This is a genomic window from Cryobacterium arcticum (assembly GCF_003185895.1).
Classification (GTDB): Bacteria; Actinomycetota; Actinomycetes; order Actinomycetales; family Microbacteriaceae; genus Cryobacterium; species Cryobacterium arcticum.
The window spans coordinates 691845-710934 of sequence record NZ_QHLY01000005.1 but is presented as its reverse complement, the minus strand read 5'-3'; the positions used below and the strand labels follow the sequence as shown (position 1 = coordinate 710934).

The following is a 19090-nucleotide window of genomic DNA, read 5'->3' as shown; positions in this document are numbered from 1 at the left end:
AAGGACGTGAACCCCCGTGTGGACCTTCCTCAGACGCCGGATCATCTCCAGCGCCATCCCGCTGATCGTGGTCATCGTCGGTGTCTTCGCCCTGGCCAGGCTGACCGGTAACCCCGCCAGCCTGTACCTGCCGCTGAACGCCACCGAACAGATGCGGGAAGACTTCACCGCCCGCAACGGCTTCGATGACCCGCTCCTGGTGCAGATGGCGAACTACTTCGGTGGCGTCCTCCGGCTGGACTTCGGGGTGTCGCTTCGCACCGGGGAGCCCGCAGGCGAAATGGTCCTGCGGGCCTTCCCGGCCACCCTCCAGCTGGCCGGGGTGACGATGCTGCTGGCCGTCGTGCTGGCCGTCATCGTCGGCAGCTGGGCAGCGCTGAAGCCCAACGGAATCGTCGACCGGATCTCGAGCTTTGCCTCGATGGCCGCCGCGAGCATCCCGGATTTCTGGCTGGCGATCATGGGCATCTGGGTCTTCGCGATCACCCTGGGCTGGGTGCCCACCTCGGGGGTGAGCAGTCCCACCTCCTGGCTGCTGCCGATCGCGGTGCTGCTCATGCGGCCGTTCGGGGTGCTGGTGCAGATCGTGCGCGGCGCCATGGTGACCTCGCTGTCTGAGCCCTACATCAAACTGGCCCGCAGCAAGGGCGCCAGTGAGGTGCGAGTGGTCAGTCGGCACGCCCTGAGGAACGCCGCCGCTCCGGCCCTCACCGTGGCCGGCGACCTCGCCGTCGGCCTGATCAACGGCGCCGTTGTGGTGGAGTCCATCTTCGGCTGGCCCGGTATCGGCAAGCTGATGATCGACTCGATCCTGCAGCGCGACTTCGCCGTGCTGCAGGCGGCCGTGCTGCTCACCGCCATCTCGATCTTCGCCCTGAACATTCTGATCGACCTCGGCTACGCCATGCTCGACGCCCGAGTGCGGCCAACGACCAGGGCGAGGAAGCGCCGGGTCACCCCGGCCGCAGCCCAGGAACGGAAACTCAATGTCCAGCCCACTCGCTAACCCGCAGCTGCCGCCCGGCGGGCGGTCCGTCACCCCGCCGAGCACCGAGGTCATCGCGCTGCCCCGCACTTTGGATACCAGCAAGCCCGGTCTGTTCCACCTGCTGCTGAAAGACCGGTTCGCCACCGCGGCGGCGATCGTGCTGGTGCTCGTCGGGCTCACGGCCCTCGTCGGCCCCACCCTGATGGGCGACCTGGCCACCCAGCAGAACCTGTCGGCCACCAATCGGCCGCCGTTCAGCCTGGCGGAGGGCTGGCAGTTCATCCTGGGCAGCGATTCCCTGGGCCGCAGCATGCTCGCCCGGCTCGTGGTCGCCACCCAGACCACTCTGTCGGTCGCGCTGCCGGCCGTGGGCATCTCCCTGGTGATCGGGTCCCTCTGGGGCGTCTGGGCCGGCTTCCACCGCGGCTGGCGGGAGACGATCTCGATGCGCATTGCCGACGTCATCATGAGCTTCCCGTCGCTGCTGCTGGCCGTCGTCGTGCTGTACGTCTTCTCACCGAGCGCGGCCAACATCGTGCTGATCCTCGCGCTCACCCGCATCCCGATCTATCTGCGCACCGCCCGGGCCGAGTCGGCCGAGCTGCAGAGCCGCACCTTCGTGGATGCCGCGCGCACGTTCGGCACCAAACCGGCCGCGATCATCCGCCGGCACGTCATCCCGGTGGTGCTGCCCACCCTGCTCACCCTCGCCACGCTGGAGTTCTGTTACGTCATGCTCGCCGAGTCGTCGCTGAGCTTCCTCGGCATCGGCATCCAGCCGCCGGACGTGAGCTGGGGACTGATGGTGGCCCAGGGCCGCCAATACCTGCAGACCGCCTGGTGGCTGTCGCTGTTCCCCGGCCTGGCCATCGTGATCACCACCGTCGCGGCCAATGTGCTCGCCGCGTGGCTCCGCATCGCCACCGACCCGGCGCAGCGCTGGCGTCTCACCCTCAAGCACAAGCGCAAGCGTTTCATCGCCCGTATGCCCGTCAAGGAGGTGGCGTGATGAGCACCATCACCCAGACCGTCAGCGAGTCCACCGTACGGGCCGAGAACAAACTGGTCCTGGATGTCGACGGGCTCGTCGTCGAGATCCGCACCCCCAAGGGCACGCTGCGCGCCGTCAACGACGTCAGCTTCCAGGCGTTCTCCGGCCGAACCATCGCCCTGCTGGGCGAATCCGGCTGTGGCAAGTCGATGACCGCCAAGGCCATCGCCGGCCTGCTCGACCCCGTCGCCGACGTGGCCGGCGGTGAGGTGCGCCTGAACGGCACCGACCTCGCCCGGCTGAAGCCCAAGGAGCGCCGCAAGTTTGCCGGCCCTGAGCTCGGCATCGTCTTCCAGGACGCCCTCACCGCGCTCAACCCGGTGTACACCGTCGGCACCCAGCTGGGCGAGGCGTTCCGCATCCACCACGGCCTGTCGGCGAAGGCGGCCAAGGTCAAGGCCGTCGAGCTGATGCGCCGGGTCGGCATCCCCGAACCCGAGTCGCGGGTGGACTCCTACCCGCACCAGTTCTCCGGCGGCATGCGCCAACGGGTACTGATCGCCATGGCCGTCGCCCTCAATCCGCGGCTGCTGATCGCGGACGAGCCGACCACGGCACTGGATGTGACGGTGCAGGCGCAGATCATGGCGCTGCTGCGAGACCTGCGCACCGAAACCCACATGGCAGTGGTACTGATCACGCACGACCTGGCCCTGGTGGCCGAAGAGGCCGACACCGTCGCGGTGATGTACGCCGGCAAGGTCGTGGAGACCGGCCCGGTGCGTGAGGTGTTCGCCCGACCGCACCACCCGTACACCCGGGGACTGCTGGACTCGGTGCCGGCCAACATCGGCCGGGGCGAAGACCTCAAATCCATCGCCGGCTCCCCACCCGAATTGCACAACATCCCCGTGGGCTGTGTCTACCAGTCCCGCTGCCCGCTGGTGCAGGACATCTGCCGCGCGGTGAGCCCACCGCTCGAACCCGCCGGCGACGACCGCGCTGTCGCCTGCCACTTCTCGAAGGAGCTGGACAATGTCTGAAGCACTGCTGGATGTGCGTGAGCTCACGAAGAACTTCCACGTGCCCGGCGCGAAGGGCAACAACACCCTCTGCGCTCTCGACAAGATCAACCTGTATGTAAACCGCGGCGAGACCCTCGGGCTGGTCGGTGAATCGGGCTGCGGAAAATCCACCCTCGCCCGCACGCTCCTGATGCTGGAGACTCCAGACAGCGGCAGCGTGCGCTTCGACGGGGTCGACCCGTTCGGGCTCAAGAGCCGCGAACTGCTCGCCTGGCGCCGCCGGGTGCAGATGGTCTTCCAGGACCCGTTCGCATCGCTGAACGCCCGCATGACCGCGGGCGAGATCGTCTCGGAGCCGTGGGCCACCCACCGGGATCTCTACCCGACGAAGGCGGCACGCCAGGCCCGGCTGAGCGAACTGTTCACCCTGGTGGGCCTGCGCCCCAGCGACGCCGGGAAGTCCCCGCAGGAGTTCTCCGGCGGGCAGCGGCAACGCATCGGCATCGCCAGGGCCCTGGCCCTCAACCCCGACGTCATCGTGCTCGACGAACCGGTCTCCGCGCTGGACCTCTCCGTGCAGGCGCAGGTGCTCAACCTGCTCAACGACCTGCAGCAGCGGCTTGGCGTGGCCTACATCTTCATCTCGCACGATCTCTCCGTGGTGCGCCACGTCGCCGACCGGGTCGCGGTCATGTACCTCGGCCGGATCGTGGAGACCGGCACCGCCGAGGAGGTCTTCGACCGGCCCAGTCACCCGTACACCGCCGCGCTGATGTCGGCCTCGCCGCACCTCGATGTGACCGCGACCGCCCCGCGGCAGCGGATCATCCTCGAGGGCGAGATGCCGTCCCCGCTCGACCCACCGTCCGGCTGCCGGTTCCGCACCCGGTGCTGGAAGGCGCAGGACATCTGCGCCACCCTGGCCCCGGAGCCGCGGGCCGCGCTGGACAACCCGGAACACATCAGTGAGTGCCACTTCCCGATCGAGCCCACCCGCGACGAACCGGAACAGCTGGCTCACGCCTCGTGACCTGGCTGGAGATCAGCATCATCGCGGTGACCCTGATCGCGGCCTCCGCCCTCCAAGCGTCGATCGGGTTCGGCATGGGTATGCTCGCTGCCCCGGTGATCGGGCTGATCGATCCGACCCTGCTGCCCGGTTCCATCATCATGCTCGCCGTCGTGGTGACGGCGATGGTGGCGGTGCGGGAGCGCGCGGCACTGGATGTGAAGGGAGCGGGCTGGGCGTTGGTGGGCCGCATCCCGGGCAGCCTGGCGGGCGCCTGGCTGGTCGCCGTGCTGCCCGCGCAGGGCCTGGCCTGGTTGGTGGCCCTGGTCGTGCTCGGCGGGGTCATCCTGGCCTTCGCCGGCTGGGCACCGGTGCCCAGCCGGCTCTCCCTGATCTCGGCCGGGGCGGCATCCGGCGTGATGGGCACGACCACCTCGATCGGCGGCGCCCCGATGGCCCTCATCTGGCAGCGCTCGCACGGACCGCGACTGCGCGGCACGATGTCGGCGTTCTTCCTGGTCGGCTCGTCGATCTCCCTGGTGGCCCTGGTCGCCGTGGGCGCGGTGACCCGGCAGACGGTGACCCTGGCCCTGTGGATGATTCCGGCGGTACTTCTGGGCTACCTGCTCTCGCGCTACGCCAACCGGCTGCTCGACCACCGGCGGCTTCGGCTGGTGGCGCTCGGCGTCTCCACTCTCGGCGCGGTGCTGCTGATCGGCGCCCAGCTCGTCGGCTGACGACGTGACGCCGCCAGCCTGGCCGGCTCAGGCCAGCGGCGCCCGCACCTGGTTGATCAGCGGCTTCGCCTCGGCGAGGTTGCGCACGTTCGCGGCGATGTCCGCGGCCCGCAGCTCGAAGGTGGTTCGAGCGTGGCCGGAGTGGTGCGGGGTGAGCACCACGTTGTCGAGCGCTGCGAAGCGCCGTGCGGCCGGCGGGGCATCGGCCCCGGTCGGGGCACCCCACCACACGTCGATGCCCGCTCCGGCGATGCTGCCGGCGGACAGCGCCGCGAACAGGGCGTCTTCATCGACCACGGCACCGCGGGCCACGTTCACCAGGATCGCGGTGGGCCGCATCTCGGCCAGTGCCGCGGCATCCACCACCCCGCGGGTGTCGTCGCTGAGCGGGATGGTGACAACGACGATGTCGGAGGTGCTCATCAGCCGGGGCAGCTCGGCCAGGCCGCCCACCCAGGCCAGGTCGAGGTCGGCGGGCACGGCGCCGTGCGGATTGCGCCGGATGGCCTGCACGGTCATGCCGAGCGCGCCGGCGAGCCTGGCCACCTCCTGGCCGATGCCGCCGAGGCCCAGCACGCCGACGGAACGGCCGGCGAGCACGCCGTGGAAGGCCACGTCAGGGTCGGTGGCCACGGTGAGCCAACGGCCGGCCCGCATCTGGGCATCCGCGGCGAGCACGTGCCGGTTGAGCATCAGCGACACCATGATCACGTGCTCGGCGATGGGCCGGCCGTGGTGGAAGGTGTTGGCCACGGCAACGCCCGGGGCGAGGTCGGCCAGAGGGATCTTGTCGAACCCGGCGCCGGTCACCTGCACGAGCCTGAGGTTCCGGCCGGCGGCCGCCATCTCCGGCGTCATGGCCGAACAGACCAGCACATCCGTGTGCGGCAGCTCGGCGAGGATCCGCTCCGGGCTCCGGTGGGCGGCGATCGTCCAGCGGGCCGTGTCGTCGCCACGGGTGAGTTCGGCTTCGAACCGGCTGAGGATGCGGTCGGTGACGAGCACGTTCAGTGGCGTGGTCACCAGCGTGGGCTCACCAGCTCGTAGTCGGGCTGGATGCGTTGCATGTAGCCGGTGTCGTCGCGGTTGCGCAGCCCGCAGGCGAGGTACTGCTCGTGCAGCCGGGCCAGGGCATCCCGGTCGAGTTCCACGCCCAGACCGGGCAGGGTCGGTACCCGCACGGAGCCGTTCTCGAACCCGAGGGCGCCGGGTACGATCACGTCTTCTGCGGCGTCCTTCCAGGGCCAGTGGGTGTCGCAGGCGTAGTCCAGGTTGGGAGTGGCCGAGGCGAGGTGCACCATGGCCGCGAGGCTGATGCCCAGGTGGGAGTTGGAGTGCATCGACAGGCCGAGATCGAAGGTCTCTGTGATGCCGGCCAGCGCCTGGCTGCGGCGCAGGCCGCCCCAGAAGTGGTGGTCGGAGAGGATCACGTCGACGGACCCGGCGGCGACCGCCGGCGCCACATCGTCGAAGCTGACCACGCACATGTTCGTGGCCAGGGGCATGGGCACCTCGCGGCGCACGGCGGCCATTCCGGCCAGCCCCGGGGTGGGGTCCTCGAGGTACTCGAGCACGCCGTCCAGGGCTTGACCCACTCGCACCGAGGTCGGCACTGTCCAGGCGGCGTTCGGGTCCAAGCGCAGCGGGTGGCCAGGGAAGGCCTTCCGGAGGGCCAGGATGGCCTCGACCTCTTCCTCGGGTTCGAACACCCCGCCCTTGAGTTTGAGTGCGGAGAAGCCGAAGTCGGTGACCATCCGCTGCGCCTGCGCCACGATGCCGGCCGGGTCGATCGCGGCACCCCAGGCATCGTCGGCCTGGCCCGGATGCCCGGCCCACTTGTAGAAGAGGTATCCGCTGAACGCGACCTCGCTGCGCACAGCGCCGCCGAGCAGGTCGCTGACCGGCCGGCCGACGACCTTGCCCTGGATGTCGAGGGCGGCGACATCGAACGGCGAGAGCACCCGGTCGGGGGTGCTGGACCCCGTGACCATGCCGCTCATGCCGTGGCCGCCCACCGTGGTGTCCCCGCGCAGCGCCTCGATGATGCGCAGCCGCATCACGCCGATGCTGAACACGTCCACTCCGATCAGGCTGCGCGCGGCCAGCTGCAGCCGGGCGAGGTGCGGGGCATCGCCGTAGGTTTCCCCCACCCCCGTGACGCCGGAATCGGTGACGATCTCCACGATCGCTCGCAGCGCGTAGGTTTCGTGCACGCCCACGGTGTTCAGCAGCGGCAGGTCACGGAACGCGACCGGGGTGATCACGATGTCGGTGATGAGGTGTTGTTCCACGGGTACTGCTCCTTCTTATCGCACCTGCCGGGCAGGTGTCAGGTCCAGGCTGCGTCCTTGAGGGGCCGCACGATGTTTCCGATCTTCTGGCTGGCCAGCCGTAGGCCGGCGATGAGTTCGTGTTCCCTGGTCTCGGTGAGCCGGGACAGCGGGAGGGACACGCTGATCGCGTCCGTGGCGGGTTCGGAGTAGGGCAGGGCGAACGCGAAGCAGCGCAGCCCCGGGGTGTTCTCCTCGTTGTCGACGGCGTAGCCGCGTTCGCGGGTGGCGGCCAGATCAGCGTCGAGGTCGGCCCGCCGCACCAGGGTGCGCGGCGTCAGCGCCGCCGGATCGGGCTGCAGGTGCTCGGCCAGTTTCGCGGCGGGGAGTTCGGCGAGCAGGGCCTTGCCCAGCGACGTGGCGAAGGCGGGCAGGCGACGACCCACCCGGCTGTACGCGCGTAGGTAGCGACTGGATTCCCGGGTGGCGAGGTAGACGACATCGGTGCCGTCGAGCCGGCCGAAGTGGAAGGTCTCGTCGTGCTGGGTGTTGAGGTCGTCGAGGAAGGTCTGCACCACCGGCAGGTACGGGTCGGAGTCGAGATAGCTGGTGCCGGCCAGGAGGGCCCGGATGCCGATCATGTACATCGATCCGGTGCTGTCGCCGCGCACCCAGCCGTGTTTGGCGAGGGTGCGGAGAAGTGCGTGCAGGCTGCTGCGCGGCACCCCCATTTCCTCGCTCAGTTCCCGGATGCTGGTGGGCCGGTTGTGCCGGCTGCTGAGCACCTCCAGCAATTCCACGGTGCGCGCGGCGGATTTCACGTCTCGCACACCAGTTTCCGGGTGCTCTGATGCTGGCATCTCAAACTCCTTCGGTCGGACGCAGATTTGCGGCCGAGCCTATCCGAGCAGCACCTCGGCGTCTACGTAGGAAGATGGCGTCTGCCTCTGTGGCGCATCCGCTGCCCCGGTGTGGGCCGCGAGCACCCGTTGGCCGGCGGAGATGATCTCGGCCAGCTCAGCCCGGTGTTCCGGCGACATGTCCACCAGCGGGGGCCGCACGTGTCCGGCGCGGATGCCGCCGAGTTCGGCTCCGGCCTTCACCAGCGAGACCGCGTAGCCGGGCACCTGATCGCGCAGGTGCACGATCGGGTGGAAGAAGGCGCGGCTGAGGTCGTCCGTCAAGGCCTGGTCGCCGGTCTCGAGCGCCTCGTAGAAGGCCACCGCCAGTTCGGGGGCGAAAGCGAACGAGGCCGAGGAATAGAGCGTCACCCCGATGGCGCGGTAGGCGCTCTGCGAGGCTTCGGCGGTCGGCAGGCCGTTGAAGAAGGTGAAGGCCTTGCCGGCGGCCGCGGTGCTGTCGATCACGGCGCGCACGATGCGCGACATCAGGTCGAGGTCACCGACACCGTCTTTGAACCCCACCACGGTCGGCAGCGCGGCCACTTCCACCGCGCTGGACACGGTGAACCTGGCGTTGCCACGGTGGTAGACGATCACGGGCAGGTCGGTGACGGCGGTGACGGCCTTGACATAGTCGACGAGCCCGGCCTGCGGGCTGCCGACCAGGTACGGCGGCAGTAGCAACAGCCCGTCTGCCCCGGCCTCGGCGGCCGCGACGGCCATCTCCTTGGCGAGGGCCACGGGCCCGCCCGCACCGGCGAAGACCGGCACCCGGCCGGCCGTGGTCGTGACGGCGGTGCGCACCACCGCGCTGAATTCGCGGGGCGACAGCGCGTGGTACTCACCGGTGCCGCAGGCGATGAAGATCCCGCCCGGCGCATAGCCCAGACCGCGTTCGAGGTGCTCTGCGAGCACCTCGTGATTCACCTGATCGTCTGCGCTGAAGGGGGTGAGCGGAAAAAACAGTACGCCGTCGAACACTGAGCACTCCTCTGGTCAGCTGCCGAAACAGCTCGTCGCCTTGCAATAACAAGAACGATAAAGTGCAATCGATTCAGGTCCAAGCTAATATATGCACAGTTTGATTCAAGGAGTAGATCGATGTTTTCACTCGTCCAACTCGAATGCTTCGTGGCCGTGGCCGAGGAGCTGCACTTCGGTGCGGCCGCCGATCGCCTCCGAATCACCCAGCCGCCGCTCAGCCGGCAGATCCAATTGCTGGAACGCGAACTGGGCACGTTGCTGTTCAACCGCACCAGCCGCCGGGTCAATCTCACCGCGGCCGGGCAGTCCCTGCTGCCCAACGCGCGCCGTATCCTCGACCTCGCCGCCAAGTCGGCCGTCGATGTGCGTCGGGTGGGGTCGGGAGCCACCGGCACCCTGACCATCGCCTACACCGCGATGGCGGCCATGAGCGCGCTGCCGCTGTTGCTGCGCCGGGCCGCCGACGAGATGCCCGACGTGAGCCTGGTGCTGCGCGAACTGGTGACCACCGACCAGATGGACGAACTGGTCAAGGGCACCGTGGACCTGGGCTTGTTGCGCCCGCTCGTCGGCCGCCCGGGCATCCTCACCCGCCCGGTCATGACCGAACACCTCGTGGCCGCGGTGCCGATCGGCAGTCACCTCGCCGACAAGCCGGAGCCGCTCTCCCTGCTCGACTTCCACGGCGAGCCGCTCCTGATGTACTCGCCCAGCCAGGCCCGGTATTTCCACGACCTCTTGCTCAACCTGTTCGCCGCGGCCGGCAGCCAGCCGGTGATCATCCAGTACGCCAGCCAGGTGCCGGCCCTGCTCGCCTTCGTGCAGGCCGGCCTCGGCCTCACCCTGGTGCCCGAGTCGGCGCAGCGGTTCGTGCCCGACGGGGTTGTGTTCAAGACGCTGGCCATCCCACCGTCGCTCAGTGAGCGCACGCGGATCGAACTGGATGTGGCCTGGCGGGACGACAACGACAACCCGGCGGTGCAGAAGGTGCTGGAGATCTTTCAATCCGCGGTCGAGAATCCGTGACTTCGATGCATCCAGTGAATCGATGCATGCAGATTTCATGTTGGCGCCGCCGTCGGTCCTTTCTACGCTGAAACGAGCGCAGAAACGCGCCTGAGCCCCGAGGAGTGCGTCGATGACCATCCAGAGCGATCCGATTTCCCTGCCGAAGACCGCCCTCGGGACCGATCTGACCGGCGCCTCCCTGATCGGCGGGCGCCCCGTGCATGGCGGTCACGGCGAGATCGCCGGCACCGACCCGGCCTCCGGCCTCACCCTGGCTCCCAGCTACGGTCTGGTCGGCACCGCGGAGGTCGACGAGGCCGCCGAACTGGCCTGGGCCGCCTTCGGGAGTTACCGGAAGACCACGCCGGCCGCGCGGGCGGCGTTCCTCGAGACCGTGGCCGACAACATCGCCGCCCTCGGCGACGTGCTGACCGACCGGGTGATCGCCGAGACCGGGCTGCCCCGCGGCCGGGTGCAGGGCGAGACGGCCCGCACCACGGGCCAGCTGCGCCTTTTCGCCGGGTTGCTCCGAACCGGCACGTTCCACGATGCCCGGATCGACCCGGCCTTGCCCGACCGCAGTCCCCTGCCCCGCCCCGACATCCGGCTGCGCAAGATCTCCGTCGGGCCGGTGGCCGTCTTCGGCGCCAGCAACTTCCCGCTCGCCTTCTCTGTCGCCGGCGGTGACACCGCCTCCGCGCTGGCGGCCGGCTCTCCCGTCGTGGTGAAGGCGCACAGCTCCCACCCCGGAACATCGGAGCTCGTCGGCCGGGCGATCAGTGCGGCCGTCGCCGAACACGAGCTGCACCCCGGCGTGTTCTCGCTCCTCTTCGGCGGCGGAGCCAGCGTGGGCATCGCCCTGGTCAGCCACCCGCGAATCAAAGCCGTCGGGTTCACCGGGTCGCGCACCGCAGGCATGGCCCTCGTCGACGCGGCGCGCAACCGGCCGGAACCCATCCCGGTGTTCGCCGAGATGAGCAGCGTGAATCCGGTCTTCGTTCTCCCCGGGGCGCTCGACACGGCGGCGGCCGAGCTTGGCGCCGCCTGGGTCGCCTCCGTCAGCACGGGCAACGGCCAGCTCTGCACCAGCCCCGGCCTGGTCTTCGTGCCGCGAGGGGCGCCGGCGGATGCCTTCACCGCGGCCGCCGCCGACGCCGTACGCCAGGTGGCCGGCGCGCCCATGCTCAGCGCGGGCATCCGGGACGCCTTCGACCGGGGCGCCGGCGTGCTCGGAGACCACCCCGACGTCACGAACCTCGCACACGGCGAGGCCGCCCCGGCCGTCGCGGTCTGCGGGGTGCCGCAGCTCTTCGTCACCGACGCACACACCTTCCTGACCGACGAGACCCTGCAGGAGGAGATCTTCGGCCCGGCAAGCCTGGTCGTCACCGTGGACGGCGTCGATCAGATGGCCGAGATCCTCGCCGGCCTTGAGGGCCAGCTCACGGTCACCATCCACTCCGCCGAAGACGAGCCCGGGGCGCAGGCTCTGCTCGACGAGGCCGAGTTGCGGGCAGGCCGGGTGCTGTTCAACGGCTGGCCGACCGGCGTCGAGGTCGGCCACGCCATGGTGCACGGCGGCCCGTTCCCGGCCACGTCGAACGGTCAAACCACTTCGGTCGGCGCGTTGGCGATCGAGCGGTTCCTGCGCCCGGTGAGCTATCAGAACCTGCCGGCCGGTTTGCTTCCGGCCGTGCTGCAGGACGACAATCCGCTCGGAGTCTGGCGGCAACGTGACGGTGAACTCACCCGCGACGGTGAGCAGACCCCGGCATGAGCGCCCCGGAGACACCCGTGATCGAGTCGTTGCGGGTGGTGCCGGTCGCCGGTCACGACAGCATGCTGCTCAACCTCAGCGGCGCGCACGGGCCGTATTTCACCCGCAACATCGTGCTGCTCACCGACAGCAACGGCAATGTCGGCGTCGGCGAGGTGCCGGGCGGTGACGACATCCGCCGCACGCTGGAAGACGCGCGGGAATTCGTCGTGGGAGCCCTGCTCGGCGCCTACCGCAGCACGCTCGGCACCGTGCGCCGGCACTTCGCCGGGCGCGACGCCGCCGGCCGGGGCCTGCAGACCTTCGACCTGCGCACCACCATCCACGTGGTCACGGCGCTGGAATCGGCGCACCTGGACCTGCTCGGCCAGCATCTGGGCGTGCCGGTCGCGGCGCTGCTCGGTGACGGGCAACAGCGGGACGCGGTGGAGATGCTCGGTTATCTGTTCTTCGTCGGCGACGCGGCAGCGACCGACCTGCCCTACCGCGGGGCGGAGTCCGGCGGCGATGCCTGGTCGACCGCCCGGCACCGGCCGGCGCTCGACGCCGCCGGGATCGTGCAGCAGGCCGAGGCCGCGCACGCCCGGTACGGTTTCGCCGACTTCAAGCTCAAGGGCGGAGTGTTGCCCGCCTGGGAGGAGGCGGAGGTCGTCACCGCCCTCGCCGAGCGGTTCCCCACCGCCCGGGTCACTCTCGACCCGAACGGCGGCTGGCTGCTCGAGGAGGCCGTGGCCGTTGGCCGGTCGCTTCGCAACGTGCTCGCTTACGCCGAAGACCCGGTCGGCGCCGAGGGCGTCTACTCCGGCCGGGAGGTGATGGCCGAGTTCAAGCGGGCCACGGGCCTCCGCACAGCCACGAACATGATCGCCACCGACTGGCGGGAGATGGGTCACACCATCCGCTCCAACGCCGTGGACATCCCCCTGGCCGACCCGCACTTCTGGACCATGAGCGGCTCGGTGCGGGTGGCGCAGCTCTGCGACGACTGGGGCCTGCAGTGGGGGTCGCACTCCAACAACCACTTCGACATCTCGTTGGCGATGTTCACTCACGTCGCCGCGGCGGCGCCGGGCACACCGACCGCCATCGATACCCACTGGATCTGGCAGGACGGCCAGGGCCTGACCGAGAATCCGCTCCAGATTCGTGGCGGCCGGGTGCAGGTACCCACCGTTCCCGGCCTGGGCGTGACGGTGGACGAGAACAAGCTGGCCGCCGCGCACGAGCTCTACCAGCGCGAGGGGCTCGGCGCCCGGAACGACGCCATCGCCATGCAGTACCTGGTGAAGGACTGGGCATTCAACCCCAAGCGCCCGGCCCTCGTGCGCTGACCCTCCGCGCCCGCGCCGCTCGCAATTGTTGCGGGCGGACGCTAGAGGCGGCGCAGGGTCTCCAGCACGACCACGGCGGAGCGGTCGGCCGCGTCGTCGACGTGGGTGAGGTGGTCGTCCACCGGTCCGCAGAGGTCGGAGATGCCGCGGATGGCCACAAACGGCACACCGTAGGCGAAACAGGTCTGGGCGGCGCCCTCTGACTCCATGTCGGTGGCGAGCACCCCGGGAAACTGCAGCCGCAGGCTTTCGGCCAGCTCTGGGCCAACGAACTTGTCGTTGGAGACCAGCAGCCCCCGCTGCACGACCACGGCCGACCCGTCGGGCATCCGGCTGGGCGATTCGGCCGCGTCGAGTGCCGAGGCCGCTCCGGCGTAGCGGGCCGGCATACCGGGAACCTGGCCGATGGCGTAGCCGAAGGCCTGGGCATCCGCATCGCTGTTGAGGTATTCGCTGCCGATCACGACCTCGCCCACCCGCACCTGCACGCCGACGCCGCCGGCCGACCCGGCGCTGATCACCAGCGGTGCGGCCGCCGGGTCGAGGGCACGGGCGGTGAGAATAGCGGATGTCGCCGCTCCCGCCGCGTTGACCAGTCCGATGCCGCTGAGCACCAGCAGCACCTCACGTCCGGCCAGGGTCAGTCGCTGCTGCCGGGAACGGCCGAGTCCCACGGGCGGCGCGACGGCGGTCGCGGCCGCCAGGAACGGGGCGGCTTCCTCTTCCATCGCGACCAGCACGATGGCGTCGAACGGGGTGTCTACAACACTCATGCGGTGACGTTCGACCAGCCCGCGCGGCCGGCCAGGAACACCGTCACGGCCTCCTGCGCGGCGCTGAGCGAGTGGTTGGCGCCCCAGCCGCACTGCACCTCATTGGCCGCCGGCACCTCGGTGGCGCCGAGGATGTCGGTCATGGTGGCCTCGATCAGCTCGAGCACCTCGCTGAACTCCGGCTGGCCCTGCAGGATCAGGTAGAAGCCGGTCTGGCAGCCCATCGGCGAGAAGTCGATGACCCGTGTGGAGTGGTTGCGGGAGTGCTCGGCGAAGAGGTGCTCGATCGAGTGCACCGCCGGCATCTCCAGGTGAGCGACGTTGGGCTGGGTGAAGCGCACGTCGTACTTCACGATGATGTCGCCCTGCGGCAGCACCTTGGTGTCGGCCAGGCGCACATAGGGCGCGACCACCGTGCGGTGGTCCAGGTTGAAGGACTCGACGTTCATACGGGGCTGGTTCACGTGATCTCCCTGAAAACTGTGGTGCCAGCCCTGGGCGGGGTGACCAATCGACAGTAACAGGCGGGGCCGGATGAGCCCCAGGTCGGTGTCATCGCAAGACCCACGAGCAGATCGGTGCGCGGCGTGCTTATAGTGGGGCCATGAGCCCTGACAACACGAGCGACCAGAAGACGCCGGACGGTTCCACCGAAACCAGCGAAGCCGACAAGACCACTGCCGAATCGTTGCCGGACGGGTCACAGAGCGACGGCTCGACCGAGAGCGACGACGACACCGCCTCGGGCGGGCCGGCAGACTAGCCGCCCGCCCGCCCGAGCAGCCGGGCTCAGGGCAGCAGGTGCCCGGCGGCGCGGAAGAGTTCGTACCATTCCGGCCGGGTGAGCGGCAGATCCGAGCCCAGCGCGGCCGCAGCCACGCGGTCGGGGCTGGTGGTGCCGAGCACAACCTGCATCTCTGCCGGGTGCCGGGTGATCCACGCTGTCGCGATGGCGATGGCAGGCACGTCGTACGTCGCGGCCAGCCGGTCGATCACGGCGTTCAGCTCGGCGTAGTCCGGCGAGCCCAGGAACACGCCGGTGAAGAAGCCGGCCTGGAACGGGGACCAGGCCTGGATGGTGATGTCGTTCAGCCGGCAATAGTCCACGATGCCGCCACCGTCGAGGGTGATCGACTGTTGCTCGGCGAGCATGTTGGCCGCCACCCCCTGCGCGATGATCGGGGCGTGGGTGATCGAGAGCTGTAGCTGGTTGGCGACGATCGGCTGGCGCACGTACTTCTTCAGCAGGTCGATCTGCCGCGGGGTGTGGTTGGAGACGCCGAAGGCGCGCACCTTGCCGCTGGTCTCCAGCTCGTCGAAGGCGCGGGCGACCTCTTCGGGTTCCACCAGCGCGTCGGGGCGGTGCAGCAGCAGGATGTCGATGCGGTCGGTCTGCAGGGCGGCGAGGGATTCGTCGACCGACTCGAGAATGTGCTCGTAGGAGAAGTCGAAGTACCCCTCCCGAATACCGGTCTTCGTCTGGATCGTGATCTCGTCCCGCTGCGCCGGGGTCAACTGCAGCGCCTCGGCGAAGCGGCGCTCACACCCGTTCCGCTCGTTGCCGTAGATGTCGGCGTGGTCGATGAAGTCGATGCCGGAATCGCGAGCGACGCGGACCAGCTCTTTCACCTCATCGTCGGACTTGTCGGCGATCCGCATCATTCCGAGCACAACGTTCGGGGCAAGGATGTCGGTTCCAGGCATGGTGAAGGTCTTCACAAAAGTGTCCTTTCAAGGGGTGTTTCCAACGTACGGAGGCACCCGACAGAAGTACAACAGCTAGTACCGATGCCATTGAGAGCCGAGATCGGTCAATCGCCGCCAAGAGATCCCGGCAGCAGGCGGGTCAGCTCGCGGCGGCCGCGTCGAAGAGCCAGCGAACATCCGCCCCGGCGGCATCGAGCGCGGCACTCACGCGCGCGATCGGCAGCTTCTTCTCGCTCACTGCCAGGGCCAGGGCGTCCTTCTTACCCGCGCCGGTGGCGAAGATCACCGCGTGACGCGAGTTCGTCAGGGCTTTGACCGTGAGGGTGATGCGGTTCGGCGGCGGCTTGGGCGAGTTGTGGATCGGCACGACCAGCGCTTCGTCGTCTTCGTTGAACTCGGGGTGGCCCGGGAACAGCGAGAGGGTGTGGCCGTCTTCGCCGACCCCCAGCCAGACGAGGTCGAACCGCGGCGCGGTGTCGCCATCCGCCACGAGGGCCTGCAGGTCGTCGTTGTAACGGATGGCCGCGGTCTCGGCACCCAGTTCGGTCACCGGGCGGATGCCCGTGACCGTCGACGTCTGGGGCGTGCCGAAGAGGAGCGGGGTGACCTGGCCCCAGTTGGAGTCGGGGGAATCGACCCCAACGGCACGTTCGTCGCCGATCACCGCGGTGACCTTCGACCAGTCGAGGGCATCGGCGTACTCGGCGACGATGATCTTGTAGGCACTCATCGGAGAGCTGCCCCCGGCCAGAACCCAGCGGGCGTCGCCGAAGGTCTCGATGGCCTGCTGCAGCACGGCGATCGCTGAACGCGCAGCCTCCGCGGCGACGTCGGCACTGGTTTCAAACTTCTCGATTGCTGCCACCGGATGGCTCCATTCCTGTTTCACTCTCACGCTTCACTAGCTGTCGCGCTGTCTGCAAAAACCTACCACCGGAAGTTTTTAGGGAGCCGGCGACCTCAACGCACCCGCTCCGCGGTGAACTGCATTCGCGGATGAGCGTAGAACTCCTGGGCCTGCACCAGCTGCAGCTCGCGCTCCCCCGACCGGTAGGTCAGATCGATCAGGTCGAACACGCTCGACGCCGTCCGTTCCAACGCCACGGCGGCGTCCCCGGTCGCCCGGTAGTGCGCCGCGAACAGGGCCGCGGTCACGTCGCCGGATCCGTTCGGCTTGAACGGCAGCCGAGGAGTGGACACTGCCCACGCCCCGGCGTCGTCGACGGCGAGCATATGGATGGTCTCGGGGTCGCGATCGGGGCGTTCGACGCTGGTCACCAGCACGATCGAAGGTCCCATCGAGCGGGCGAGGTCCACCGATTCGAGGGTGGATTCCATCGTGTCGGGCTCGGTGCCGGTCAGGTACCCCAGCTCGAACTGGTTGGGGGTGATGATGTCAGCCACCGGCACCACGCGTTCGCGCAACAGCTGGGGAATCTCCGGCGCTACGAAACAGCCCGACTTCGCATTGCCCATCACAGGGTCGCAGGCGTAGATCGCCGAGGGGTTCGCCGCCTTGACCCGCTTCACCGCGTCGACGATGACGTCGCCGATGCCGACTCCACCCTGATACCCGGAGAGAACAATATCGATCTGGGGCAGCGCGCCGCGCTCCTCGATCCCGAGGATGACGTCGTGCACCTCGTCCGGCGGGATCAGGGATCCACGCCAGGCGCCGTATCCGGTGTGGTTGGAGAAATTCACCGTGTTGACGGGCCAAACTTCCGCACCGATGCGTTGAAGGGGAAAGACTGCCGCGGAGTTACCCACGTGCCCATAGGCGACGGCCGACTGGATAGAGAGGATCTTCACAGTGTCAATACTCTCGCTTATCCGGTGCGCCCGGTCGCAGCGGGCGCCCGGCACAAACGAAGAAAGGCCCCCGGTTCCCCGGGGGCCTTTCCTGTTCGCGCAGATTTTCATCCGTCGTGCACTTATTTACTGTGCGCGAGGGGGGACTTGAACCCCCACATCCTTTCGAATACTGGCACCTGAAGCCAGCGCGTCTGCCAATTCCGCCACTCGCGCGAACTTGGAAATCCTAGCATTCCCCAGGGCCGGAACGCCATTCGACGGAAACCGCCCCGCCCACGTGCCCAACGGATGCGCCCGATTGCGCCCTGATACCGGCCTGGTCCCGGTACACCCGTAGGATGACTTCCCGTGCCCTGACCCGCCCATTGGGCGAGTTAACACGTGAGGCAAGTAACATGCTGATAGCCAAGCGGACCGGATCGGGAGACCTGTGGGCATACTGGACAGCTTTGAGAAAGGTCTTGAGCGCGCCGTAAATGGCGCATTCGCCAAGACCTTCAAGTCGGGTGTGCAGCCGGTGGAGATCACCTCGGCGTTGCGCCGGGAACTCGATACCAAAGCCGCCGTCGTGGCCCGCGACCGCATCCTGGCACCCAACCGGTTCACCGTGCGCCTGGCCGAAGCCGACTATCGCCGCATGAGTGATCTAGGCCCAGCGCTCCTCGACGAGCTGGTGCAGCTCGTGCAGCAGCACGCCACCTCGCAGGGCTACCAGTTCACCGGTGCCGTCTCGATCACCTTCGCCACCGACCCCAGCCTCAGCGAGGGCATGGTGCAGATCGATTCCACCTCGGTCAAGAGCACCGTCGCCTGGACCCCGGTGGTCGACATCGGCGGCCAGCGCCACCAGCTCGTCAAGTCCCGCACCGTGATCGGCCGCGGGTCGGATGCCGACATCACCATCGACGACACCGGAACCTCCCGCCGCCACGTCGAGATCATCTGGGACGGCGCCCGCGCCCAGGTGCGCGACCTCGGCTCCACCAACGGCTCCCAGTTGAACGGATCCCCCGTCAAACAGGCCATTCTCGAGCCGGACTCCGTCATCACCATCGGCCGCACCCGCATTGTGTTCCGGGTCGTGGCGCAGGCCGGCTCCGAGCACGCCGACACCCGCCGGGATGACTCCACCCAGCGCCACGACATGGGTGGATTCTGGGGGCCGAACACATGAATCCCAGTGAACTGACCCTGCTGGTGCTGCGCCTGGGCTTCCTCCTGGTGCTGTGGCTCTTCATCTTCGGCATCGTCTACGCCCTGCGCAGCGATCTGTTCGGCCAGCGGGTGCGCAAGCTCGCCACGCCCGCTCCGGCGCCTGCCGCGGCGGGCGCGCCGTTCGCCACCCCGCCGCCCGCCCCGGTTCCAGCCGGCGCGTTCGCGCAGGCACCGTCGGCGTCGGCCTCAGCGCCCACCGAACAGTTCTCCCGGCCCCAGTCCGCCCCGCCTGTGTCGAGCGGCCCGGAGAAGGCCACCACCCAGACGGCGACCCGACTGGTCATCACCTCCGGCCCCAAGGCCGGCACCGAATTCCCGCTCGGCAGCGAACCGATCACCATCGGCCGCTCCAGTGACTCCAGCCTCGTCATCCGCGACGATTACACCTCCACCCACCACGCTCGCCTGATGCTCTGGCACGACGACTGGATGGTGCAGGACCTCGACTCCACCAACGGCACCTTCCTCGACGGCAAACGCCTGGCGGTGCCCACCTCGGTGCCGCTGAACACCACCGTCAAAATCGGCGCGACCAGCTTCGAGCTCCGGCGGTAGTGC

Annotated in this window: 20 protein-coding genes and 1 tRNA gene; 11 read left to right on the top strand and 10 right to left on the bottom strand. The window is 68.8% G+C overall.

The genetic code is table 11. The annotated features are described in order from the left end of the window. Positions 1 to 16: 16 nt before the first annotated feature. From CTB96_RS05030 to CTB96_RS05010, 5 genes are read left to right on the top strand one after another with little or no spacing between them, the layout of a single operon-like run. Positions 17 to 1006, top strand: coding sequence for an ABC transporter permease (locus CTB96_RS05030; protein ID WP_110125771.1), 990 nt, complete (start codon positions 17 to 19; stop codon positions 1004 to 1006). Then, on the top strand, positions 987 to 1997 hold the full coding sequence (locus CTB96_RS05025) for an ABC transporter permease (protein WP_110125770.1): 1011 nt from the start codon (positions 987 to 989) through the stop codon (positions 1995 to 1997). The genes CTB96_RS05030 and CTB96_RS05025 overlap by 20 nt, the downstream gene beginning before the upstream one ends. Beyond that, on the top strand, positions 1997 to 3022 hold the full coding sequence (locus CTB96_RS05020; protein ID WP_110125769.1) for an ABC transporter ATP-binding protein: 1026 nt from the start codon (positions 1997 to 1999) through the stop codon (positions 3020 to 3022). The genes CTB96_RS05025 and CTB96_RS05020 overlap by 1 nt, the downstream gene beginning before the upstream one ends. Then, the gene (locus CTB96_RS05015; RefSeq protein ID WP_110125768.1) at positions 3015 to 4034 is read left to right on the top strand and encodes an ABC transporter ATP-binding protein; all 1020 of its coding nucleotides are present in this window, start codon (positions 3015 to 3017) and stop codon (positions 4032 to 4034) included. Before CTB96_RS05020 ends, CTB96_RS05015 begins: the two co-directional genes overlap by 8 nt. Continuing rightward, on the top strand, positions 4031 to 4750 hold the full coding sequence (locus tag CTB96_RS05010; protein WP_110125767.1) for a sulfite exporter TauE/SafE family protein: 720 nt from the start codon (positions 4031 to 4033) through the stop codon (positions 4748 to 4750). The genes CTB96_RS05015 and CTB96_RS05010 overlap by 4 nt, the downstream gene beginning before the upstream one ends. A 27-nt stretch (positions 4751 to 4777) precedes the next feature. Here CTB96_RS05010 and CTB96_RS05005 read toward each other — a convergent pair whose 3' ends face one another. From CTB96_RS05005 to CTB96_RS04990, 4 genes are read right to left on the bottom strand one after another with little or no spacing between them, the layout of a single operon-like run. Continuing rightward, positions 4778 to 5773, bottom strand: coding sequence for a 2-hydroxyacid dehydrogenase (locus CTB96_RS05005; RefSeq protein ID WP_248283215.1), 996 nt, complete (start codon positions 5771 to 5773; stop codon positions 4778 to 4780). Continuing rightward, positions 5770 to 7041: a glucarate dehydratase family protein gene (locus tag CTB96_RS05000; protein ID WP_110125766.1), complete on the bottom strand. Its 1272-nt coding sequence runs from the start codon at positions 7039 to 7041 to the stop codon at positions 5770 to 5772. The genes CTB96_RS05005 and CTB96_RS05000 overlap by 4 nt, the downstream gene beginning before the upstream one ends. A gap of 38 nt (positions 7042 to 7079) precedes the next feature. Beyond that, positions 7080 to 7880 carry an IclR family transcriptional regulator gene (locus CTB96_RS04995; RefSeq protein ID WP_110125765.1) on the bottom strand — a complete coding sequence of 267 codons (801 nt, stop codon included), beginning with the start codon at positions 7878 to 7880 and terminating at the stop codon, positions 7080 to 7082. A gap of 39 nt (positions 7881 to 7919) precedes the next feature. Next, positions 7920 to 8903 (bottom strand): 5-dehydro-4-deoxyglucarate dehydratase, encoded by a 984-nt coding sequence (locus tag CTB96_RS04990; RefSeq protein WP_110125764.1) that lies wholly within the window; start codon positions 8901 to 8903, stop codon positions 7920 to 7922. Between the two features lie 120 nt (positions 8904 to 9023). On the opposite strand from CTB96_RS04990, the gene CTB96_RS04985 reads away from it, so the two are divergent. From CTB96_RS04985 to CTB96_RS04975, 3 genes are all read left to right on the top strand, one after another. Then, positions 9024 to 9932 (top strand): LysR family transcriptional regulator, encoded by a 909-nt coding sequence (locus CTB96_RS04985; protein WP_110125763.1) that lies wholly within the window; start codon positions 9024 to 9026, stop codon positions 9930 to 9932. Positions 9933 to 10044: 112 nt separating this feature from the next. Then, on the top strand, positions 10045 to 11691 hold the full coding sequence (locus tag CTB96_RS04980; RefSeq protein WP_110125762.1) for an aldehyde dehydrogenase (NADP(+)): 1647 nt from the start codon (positions 10045 to 10047) through the stop codon (positions 11689 to 11691). Then, entirely contained in the window at positions 11688 to 13022 is a 1335-nt protein-coding gene (locus CTB96_RS04975; protein WP_110125761.1) for an enolase C-terminal domain-like protein, read from the top strand. The genes CTB96_RS04980 and CTB96_RS04975 overlap by 4 nt, the downstream gene beginning before the upstream one ends. Before the next feature lie 41 nt (positions 13023 to 13063). On the opposite strand, the gene mtnN is transcribed toward CTB96_RS04975, so the two are convergent. Both mtnN and CTB96_RS04965 read right to left on the bottom strand, forming a co-directional pair. After that, the gene (gene mtnN / locus CTB96_RS04970) at positions 13064 to 13795 is read right to left on the bottom strand and encodes a 5'-methylthioadenosine/S-adenosylhomocysteine nucleosidase (RefSeq protein WP_110125760.1); all 732 of its coding nucleotides are present in this window, start codon (positions 13793 to 13795) and stop codon (positions 13064 to 13066) included. Then, positions 13792 to 14244 (bottom strand): S-ribosylhomocysteine lyase, encoded by a 453-nt coding sequence (locus CTB96_RS04965; RefSeq protein ID WP_110125759.1) that lies wholly within the window; start codon positions 14242 to 14244, stop codon positions 13792 to 13794. The genes mtnN and CTB96_RS04965 overlap by 4 nt, the downstream gene beginning before the upstream one ends. Before the next feature lie 155 nt (positions 14245 to 14399). Between CTB96_RS04965 and CTB96_RS20450 the strand changes: the two genes are divergently transcribed. Continuing rightward, positions 14400 to 14558, top strand: coding sequence for a hypothetical protein (locus CTB96_RS20450; protein WP_181397138.1), 159 nt, complete (start codon positions 14400 to 14402; stop codon positions 14556 to 14558). A gap of 26 nt (positions 14559 to 14584) precedes the next feature. Here CTB96_RS20450 and CTB96_RS04960 read toward each other — a convergent pair whose 3' ends face one another. The 4 genes from CTB96_RS04960 to CTB96_RS04945 form a co-directional block, all read right to left on the bottom strand. After that, positions 14585 to 15514 carry an aldo/keto reductase gene (locus tag CTB96_RS04960; RefSeq protein ID WP_110125758.1) on the bottom strand — a complete coding sequence of 310 codons (930 nt, stop codon included), beginning with the start codon at positions 15512 to 15514 and terminating at the stop codon, positions 14585 to 14587. A 127-nt stretch (positions 15515 to 15641) separates the two neighbouring features. Continuing rightward, on the bottom strand, positions 15642 to 16367 hold the full coding sequence (gene pgl / locus CTB96_RS04955; RefSeq protein ID WP_181397137.1) for a 6-phosphogluconolactonase: 726 nt from the start codon (positions 16365 to 16367) through the stop codon (positions 15642 to 15644). Positions 16368 to 16462: 95 nt separating this feature from the next. Then, positions 16463 to 17314: a pyridoxal kinase PdxY gene (gene pdxY, locus CTB96_RS04950; RefSeq protein WP_110125756.1), complete on the bottom strand. Its 852-nt coding sequence runs from the start codon at positions 17312 to 17314 to the stop codon at positions 16463 to 16465. 132 nt (positions 17315 to 17446) lie between these two features. Further along, positions 17447 to 17530 (bottom strand) — tRNA-Leu (locus tag CTB96_RS04945). A 217-nt stretch (positions 17531 to 17747) separates the two neighbouring features. On the opposite strand from CTB96_RS04945, the gene CTB96_RS04940 reads away from it, so the two are divergent. Both CTB96_RS04940 and CTB96_RS04935 read left to right on the top strand, forming a co-directional pair. Then, positions 17748 to 18491, top strand: coding sequence for an FHA domain-containing protein (locus tag CTB96_RS04940; RefSeq protein ID WP_110125755.1), 744 nt, complete (start codon positions 17748 to 17750; stop codon positions 18489 to 18491). Beyond that, positions 18488 to 19087: an FHA domain-containing protein FhaB/FipA gene (locus CTB96_RS04935; protein WP_110125754.1), complete on the top strand. Its 600-nt coding sequence runs from the start codon at positions 18488 to 18490 to the stop codon at positions 19085 to 19087. The genes CTB96_RS04940 and CTB96_RS04935 overlap by 4 nt, the downstream gene beginning before the upstream one ends. The last annotated feature ends 3 nt before the right edge of the window (positions 19088 to 19090 follow it).

Bases quoted from the DNA above. Each gene is read 5' to 3' on its own strand.
- CTB96_RS04995 (WP_110125765.1), bottom strand. From the start codon at position 7,880: ATGCCAGCATCAGAGCACCCGGAAACTGGTGTGCGAGACGTGAAATCC.
- CTB96_RS05020 (WP_110125769.1), top strand. From the start codon at position 1,997: ATGAGCACCATCACCCAGACCGTCAGCGAGTCCACCGTACGGGCCGAG.
- CTB96_RS04980 (WP_110125762.1), top strand. From the start codon at position 10,045: ATGACCATCCAGAGCGATCCGATTTCCCTGCCGAAGACCGCCCTCGGG.
- CTB96_RS04985 (WP_110125763.1), top strand. From the start codon at position 9,024: ATGTTTTCACTCGTCCAACTCGAATGCTTCGTGGCCGTGGCCGAGGAG.
- CTB96_RS04935 (WP_110125754.1), top strand. From the start codon at position 18,488: ATGAATCCCAGTGAACTGACCCTGCTGGTGCTGCGCCTGGGCTTCCTC.
- CTB96_RS04965 (WP_110125759.1), bottom strand. From the start codon at position 14,244: ATGAACGTCGAGTCCTTCAACCTGGACCACCGCACGGTGGTCGCGCCC.
- CTB96_RS05015 (WP_110125768.1), top strand. From the start codon at position 3,015: ATGTCTGAAGCACTGCTGGATGTGCGTGAGCTCACGAAGAACTTCCAC.
- CTB96_RS05025 (WP_110125770.1), top strand. From the start codon at position 987: ATGTCCAGCCCACTCGCTAACCCGCAGCTGCCGCCCGGCGGGCGGTCC.
- CTB96_RS20450 (WP_181397138.1), top strand. From the start codon at position 14,400: ATGAGCCCTGACAACACGAGCGACCAGAAGACGCCGGACGGTTCCACC.
- CTB96_RS04975 (WP_110125761.1), top strand. From the start codon at position 11,688: ATGAGCGCCCCGGAGACACCCGTGATCGAGTCGTTGCGGGTGGTGCCG.
- mtnN (WP_110125760.1), bottom strand. From the start codon at position 13,795: ATGAGTGTTGTAGACACCCCGTTCGACGCCATCGTGCTGGTCGCGATG.